Source organism: Mycobacterium sp. E802, from assembly GCF_001666875.1.
Taxonomy (GTDB): domain Bacteria; phylum Actinomycetota; class Actinomycetes; order Mycobacteriales; family Mycobacteriaceae; genus Mycobacterium.
In genome coordinates this window covers 96943-103514 of sequence record NZ_LZJD01000185.1, presented here as the reverse complement: position 1 = coordinate 103514, position 6572 = coordinate 96943, and the positions used below count along the sequence as shown (strand labels likewise).

Here is a 6572-nt window from a genome sequence, read left to right as displayed (position 1 = left end):
CGCCGCCGGCTTCGGCTTCAGCCGACTCGTCAGCACCTTCGTCGACCGCGTCCTCGCCAGCAGCGGCCGGCTCGTCCGATTCGCCGACGGCTTCGGCCTCGGCCTCGACCGCTTCGTCAGCGGGCTCATCGACGCCGTCCTGATCGTCGGGCTCCCCGTCCTCCTGGGCGGGCTGTTCCTCAGCGGTCTCGTCTTCGACGGCCTCTGCGGCTTCTTCCTCTGCCTCGTCTGACGCGTCGCCGGCTTCGGCTTCAGTTCCGGGCTCGCCGGCCTCATCAGCAGGCTCTGCGGACTCGTCCTCGTCGGGCTCGGTCGAGATCGCCTTCAGTTCGATCGCGGCGGCGGCTTCGGCCCCGTCGTCTTCACTGGCACCGACCTCGTCAGGATGCATGTGGTCGGCATCTTCGGCGTTCTCGTCGTCATCGTCCTGGCCGGCGACCGTCGCAGCGGCCACTACACCTGTGGTGGCCGCCGCGGCAACGAGCTCCTTGCCGAGCTCATCTACCGCCGCTTCGGCCTCTTCGTCTTCATCGCGCTTACCCGCCAAGGTCGCCGGGTCTTCCCGACCCTTGGTGGCCAGCATGATGTAGATGATTGCGCCGATGAAAACGAACGTCGAGGTGAAGGTATTGACCCGGATCCCGGCGAATTCGGTGGCCGGGTCACTGCGCATCAGTTCGACGAGGAAACGGCCCGCACAGTAGCCGGCCACGTAGAGCGCGAACAGCCGTCCGTGGCCGAGATTGAACCTACGGTCAGCCCAGATCAGCAGAGCGAAAACCAGGAGGTTCCAGAGCAACTCGTAAAGGAATGTGGGATGGACCACCCGCAGCACCTCACCGGTGGAAACCCCGTTGAGATAGTCGACGTTGCCGGCTGCATTGACGCGCTGATAGATCTCCAGACCCCACGGCAGCGTGGTGTCTCCGCCGTAGAGCTCCTGGTTGAAGTAGTTGCCGAGCCGGCCGATGGCCTGGGCCAGGATGATTCCAGGTGCAATCGCATCGCCGAAGGCAGGCAGCGGGATACCGCGGGTTCGGCAGCCGATCCAGGCGCCGACACCGCCCAACGCGACGGCGCCCCAGATACCCAAACCGCCTTCCCATACCTGGAATGCCGCGCCGAGTCCCTTGCCGCCGGGACCGAAGTAGGTCGGCCAGTCCGTCAGGACGTGATAGAGCCGGCCGCCGACGAGTCCGAAAGGCACCGCCCACAAGGCGATGTCATAGATGACGCCGGCTTCACCGCCCCGCGCTTGCCAACGTCGGTCGCCGATGATCAGCGCGGCGACGATGCCGACGATGATGCACAGCGCGTATGCGCGGATCGGCACCGGGCCCAGATGCCAGACGCCCTGTGACGGGCTGGGCAAATACGCGAGCACGGTAGTGGTCAAGCTGAGATCCTCTGCCTAACGCCGTTGGCCAGTTCCTCGGTGAGGCGACGCACCGCATCCAGTCCGTCGCTGAGGGCCGACACCAGAGCCGACCCGACGATCACGCCGTCGGCGTATGCACCGATCTCGGCTGCCTGCTGTCCCGACCGCACACCGAGTCCGACCCCGACCGGGATGTCGGACACTTCTTTGACGCGGCGCACCAGTTCTGGGGCCGCGTTCGAGACAACGTCACGGGCCCCGGTCACGCCCATGGTGGAGGCGGCGTAGATGAAACCTCGCGACGCCTTCACCGTGGCCGCGAGCCGCTCCGGCGTCGAGGACGGGGCGACGAGGAAGATCCGGTCGAGGCCGTGAGCCTCGGACGCCGCGATCCAATCGTCGGCCTCCTCGGGGATCAGATCGGGTGTGATCAAGCCGTAGCCACCGGCCGAGGCCAGATCGCGGGCGAATGCGTCAACACCCTTGCGCAACACCGGGTTCCAGTAGGTCATCACCACCGCGCGACCGCCGGCATTGCTGATCGCCTCGACCGCGGTCAGGGTGTCACGCACCCGTACCCCGCCGGCCAGCGCAGCCTCAGCGGCAGCGGCGATGGTCGGTCCGTCCATCCCGGGGTCCGAGTACGGCACGCCGACTTCCACCAGATCGCAACCGGATTCGACCATTGCCGTCATCGCGGCGATCGACGTCTGCACATCGGGAAAACCCGTCGGCAAGTAGCCGATCAGTGCGGCGCGGCCTTCGGCCCGGCAGCCGTCGAACAACTCTGCAAGCCGGCTCATTCGGCGCTCCCCTCGTCGAGCAGTCCGAACCACTTGGCCGCCGTCGCGACGTCTTTGTCACCGCGTCCGGACAAGTTGACCACGATGATCGAGCCGCTGCCGAGTTCTTTACCGAGTTTGAGTGCTCCGGCCACCGCGTGGGCCGATTCGATCGCCGGAATGATGCCCTCGCAGCGACACAGCAGGGAGAAGGCGTCCATGGCCTCGGTGTCGGTGACCGGGCGGTACTCCGCGCGGCCGGTGTCCTTGAGGAAGGCATGTTCCGGGCCGACACCCGGGTAGTCCAATCCTGCTGAGATGGAATGCGATTCGATCGTCTGACCGTCCTCGTCCTGCAGCAGATAGGAGAACGATCCCTGGAAGGCACCCGGCGAGCCACCGGCGAAGGTTGCGGCGTGGCGCCCGGTCTCGACACCGTCACCTGCGGCCTCGAAACCGACCAACCGCACCGCTGGATCGTCGATGAAGGCGTGGAAAACGCCGATGGCATTCGAGCCGCCACCGACACATGCGGTCACCGCGTCCGGGAGCCGGCCGGCCTGGTCGAGAACCTGTGCCCGTGCCTCCATGCCGATGATGCGCTGGAAATCGCGAACCATGAGCGGGAACGGATGCGGGCCCGCCGCCGTCCCGAAGCAGTAATAGGTGTTGTCGGCGTTGGTGACCCAGTCGCGGAACGCCTCGTTGATCGCGTCCTTGAGGGTCTTGGACCCGGCCTCGACCGAGACCACCGTGGCCCCGAGCAACCGCATCCGCGCGACGTTGAGCGCCTGGCGGGCGGTGTCCACCGCGCCCATGTAGATGATGCATTCGAGGCCGAGCAGCGCACACGCGGTCGCGGTGGCCACGCCGTGCTGACCGGCGCCGGTCTCGGCGATGACGCGGGTTTTACCCATCTGGCGGGCCAGCAGGGCCTGCCCGAGGACGTTGTTGATCTTGTGCGAACCGGTGTGGTTCAGGTCTTCCCGTTTGAGGAAAAGCCGCGCGCCGCCGGCATGCTCGGACAGCCGGGTCGCCTCGTACAGCGGAGAGGGCCTGCCGCTGTAGTGCCGCTGCAACCGGTCGAGCTCATCGAGGAACGTCTGATCACCACGGGACTTCTCGTATGCCGAAGTGACTTCCTCGATCACCGCCATCAGCGCCTCGGGAACCAATCGGCCACCGTAGGCACCGAAGTGACCCCGAGCGTCGGGATCGTGAACGGTGGGCTCGGCAACGCCTGCGCTGGACCGGGGCAACTCAGGCCCCGAGAGATCCGCCATCAAAATGCCTTTTCGTGCAAGCGGCTCACTGCCTGGTTCAGCGAGCCGGTTTCGGGCAGGACGGGTGTGTGCCGGCGGTAACCAGGTCGGCGACCGCGGTGCGGGGATCGCCGCTGGTGACAAGCCCCTCACCGACCAACACAGCATCAGCACCCGCGCCGGCGTACGCCAGCAGATCAGCGGTTCCACGGACGCCGGACTCCGCGACGCGGATGACATTGCTCGGCAAGCCAGGAGCGATACGGCCGAAGCAGTTGCGGTCGACGTTCAGCGTCTTGAGGTCCCGGGCATTGACGCCGATCACGGTGGCCCCGGCGCTCAGGGCGCGGTCGGCCTCCTCCTCGGTGTGCACCTCCACAAGTGCCGTCATGCCAAGGGATTCCGTGCGCTCCAGCAGTGATTCGAGCACCGACTGCTCCAACGCGGCCACAATCAGCAACAACATGTCGGCGCCGTGCGCTCGCGCCTCGTGGATCTGGTAGGGCTTGACGATAAAGTCCTTGCGCAGCACCGGAATTGACACTGCGGCCCGCACCGCGTCCAGGTCGGCCAGGGAGCCGTTGAACCTGCGCTGCTCGGTGAGCACGCTGATCACCCGCGCGCCGCCGGCCTCGTACGCCTGTGCCAACTCGGCCGGGTCGGCGATATTGGCCAATTCACCCCGCGACGGGCTGGCTCGCTTCACCTCTGCGATGACGGCAATTCCCGGTTCCCGCAACGCCGCCATCACGTTGAGCGGAGGGGGTGCGTCCTGGGCCCGCGCCTTGATGTCAGCCAGGCTGATCACGGCCTCGCGGGCGGCTACGTCGGCGCGGACTCCCTCGATGATGGAGTCGAGCACTGTGGCCGAACTCATCGCCCGTCGGTTCCTTTCTGGTGCCTCCGGGCCGGTCCCGGTTGCCCTCCCTCGAAGGGTAGCCGTCGCCACTCCTTCAGCTTTCACCGGCCCTTATTGTCTCGAATCACTGCCGTCGCCGGTCGGATCTTGCCCTTCGTCGAGCGCATCCCACAGCATTCGCTCCGACATCGGCTCGTCACCGTCGTCGCGCTTGACCGCATCGCGCCGTGCGGCCGGCGTGGCGTAGCGGCCCGCAACCCCACGTTTGGCGCTGTTGGCGGACCGCATCAGCAACACCGCACCTGCCAGCGCACACACCGCGGCGACCAGGGTCAGCACCGCCCCGCCATACGAACGGGTTGTCCCGGTGAGCTCAGCGACCGGGACGAAGGCCAGGTCAGCGGCTCGAACCGCGACATCTTTGACCACCCACAAACTGATTGCCAGGTACCCCATGCCGGCACTGGCCACGGCGATCAGCAGGGCCAGCAACCGCAGGGGCCAGCCGCGCACGGCCAGCGCGGCGACGGCTGCCGCCAGCACCAGCAACGCCAGCGGAATCAGCGCCGTCGACCACGACGCGCCCGTCAGCGTGGACGTTTTGGGTTGGCCGAGGCCGTCAAACGAGCGCACTTCGACCCAGGTCATCCGAGACGCCACCCACAGCAGCACGGCTGACACGACGAAGAGTCCCTGCGCCGCCCGCGTCACGGTTCGGCCAATGTGTCGGCGGCAGCAATGGCGTTGAGCACGGCTTTGGCCTTGTTCGCCGACTCGTTGTACTCGTAGGGGCCGTTGGAGTCGGCCACGACTCCCCCGCCGGCCTGCACGTAGGCCGTGCCGTTGCGCATCAGCGCGGTGCGGATGGCGATGGCGAAGTCCGCGTTGCCGGCGAAATCGAGGTAACCGAGCACTCCGCCGTAGAGGCCGCGTCGAGTCTTCTCGACCTCCTCGATCAGCTCCATCGCCCGCACCTTGGGCGCCCCGGACAGGGTGCCCGCCGGGAAGCAGGCGGTAACCGCGTCCAAGGCGGTCTTGTCCGCGGCGAGCTCACCGGTCACGGTCGACACCAGGTGCATCACGTGGCTGTACCGCTCGATGTGGCTGTAGTCCTCGACGCGGACTGTGCCGGGGCGGCATACCCGGCCCAGATCGTTGCGCCCCAGGTCGACCAGCATCAGATGCTCGGCGCGTTCCTTGTCGTCGGCCAGCAGCTCCTTTTCGAGCAGCACGTCTTCTTCCTCGGTGGCACCGCGCCAGCGGGTCCCGGCAATCGGGTGGGTTGTCGCCCGACCGTCTTTCACCGTGACCAACGCCTCGGGACTGGAGCCGACCACCGAGAAATCCAGCCCTCCCTCGGCGTCGGGGACGTTGAGCAGGTACATGTACGGGCTGGGGTTGGTCACCCGCAGCATGCGGTACACGTCCAGCGGATCGGCAGCGGTATCCATCTCGAACCGCTGTGACGGCACCACCTGGAAGGCTTCGCCTGCTTCGATATCGCCGACGAGCTTTTCGACGATTGCGGTGTACTCCTCGACGGTGCGCTGGGCCCGATGCTCGGGGGCCGGCCGGCTGAAGGTCGCCACTGCCGACGGCAGCGGCTGCCCCAGCGCTGCGGTCATCACATCGAGGCGTCGCACCGCATCCTCATAGGCCTCGTCGACGCGTTCGTCGGTGCCGTTCCAGTTCACCGCGTTGGCGATCAGGGTGATGGTGCCCTCGTGGTGGTCGACCGCGGCAATGTCGGTGGCCAACAGCAGCACCATGTCCGGCAGGCCAAGATCGTCGACCGCCAACTCCGGCAGGCGTTCCAGCCGACGCACCATGTCGTAGGCGAAGTACCCGACCAAACCCGAGGACAGCGGCGGCAGATCTGGCACCGCCTCGGTCTGCAGCAGCTCCAGGGTGGCTCGCAAGGCGGCCAACGGCTCCCCTCCGCTGGGCGCGTCTTTGGGGGCGGTCCCCAGCCACACGGCTTCGTCGCCGCGCACCGTGAGCGCCGAGGGCGAGCCGGCACCGATGAACGACCACCGCGACCACGACCGGCCGTTCTCGGCCGATTCCAGCAGGAACGTGCCCGGGCGGTTGGCGGCAAGCTTGCGATACGCCGACAGCGGTGTCTCACTGTCGGCCAGCACCTTGCGGGTCACCGGGACCACGCGATGCCCGGCGGCCAGCGCCCGGAAATCCTCCCGTGACGTGGTGCGGGTGAGGCTGTCGGGGGTGGTTTGCACAGACCAATCCTCCCAGATGGACCGAGCAGCACTGGCATGCAGACGGCGTAGCGT

The 6572-nt window shown here is 67.1% G+C and carries 6 protein-coding genes; all 6 read right to left on the bottom strand.

Annotation, left to right across the window (positions count from 1 at the left end; translation table 11 throughout):
* Positions 1-1396 (bottom strand): prolipoprotein diacylglyceryl transferase (gene lgt / locus A5699_RS27130; RefSeq protein ID WP_067776683.1); only part of this gene is annotated, 1396 nt, incomplete at its 3' end.
* Complete coding sequence (gene trpA / locus A5699_RS27125; protein WP_067776630.1) at positions 1393-2181, bottom strand: tryptophan synthase subunit alpha; 789 nt, start codon at positions 2179-2181, stop codon at positions 1393-1395. The genes trpA and lgt, both read right to left, overlap by 4 nt.
* Positions 2178-3443: a tryptophan synthase subunit beta gene (gene trpB / locus A5699_RS27120; protein WP_067776627.1), complete on the bottom strand. Its 1266-nt coding sequence runs from the start codon at positions 3441-3443 to the stop codon at positions 2178-2180. The genes trpA and trpB overlap by 4 nt, the downstream gene beginning before the upstream one ends.
* A gap of 37 nt (positions 3444-3480) precedes the next feature.
* Positions 3481-4299, bottom strand: a complete 819-nt coding sequence (gene trpC, locus A5699_RS27115; RefSeq protein WP_067776624.1) for an indole-3-glycerol phosphate synthase TrpC — start codon at positions 4297-4299, stop codon at positions 3481-3483.
* 93 nt (positions 4300-4392) lie between these two features.
* Entirely contained in the window at positions 4393-4992 is a 600-nt protein-coding gene (locus A5699_RS27110) for a TIGR02234 family membrane protein (protein WP_067776621.1), read from the bottom strand.
* A complete protein-coding gene (locus tag A5699_RS27105) occupies positions 4989-6518 on the bottom strand; it encodes an anthranilate synthase component I (protein ID WP_067776618.1) in 1530 nt (509 codons plus the stop codon). The genes A5699_RS27110 and A5699_RS27105 overlap by 4 nt, the downstream gene beginning before the upstream one ends.
* Positions 6519-6572: the final 54 nt, after the last annotated feature.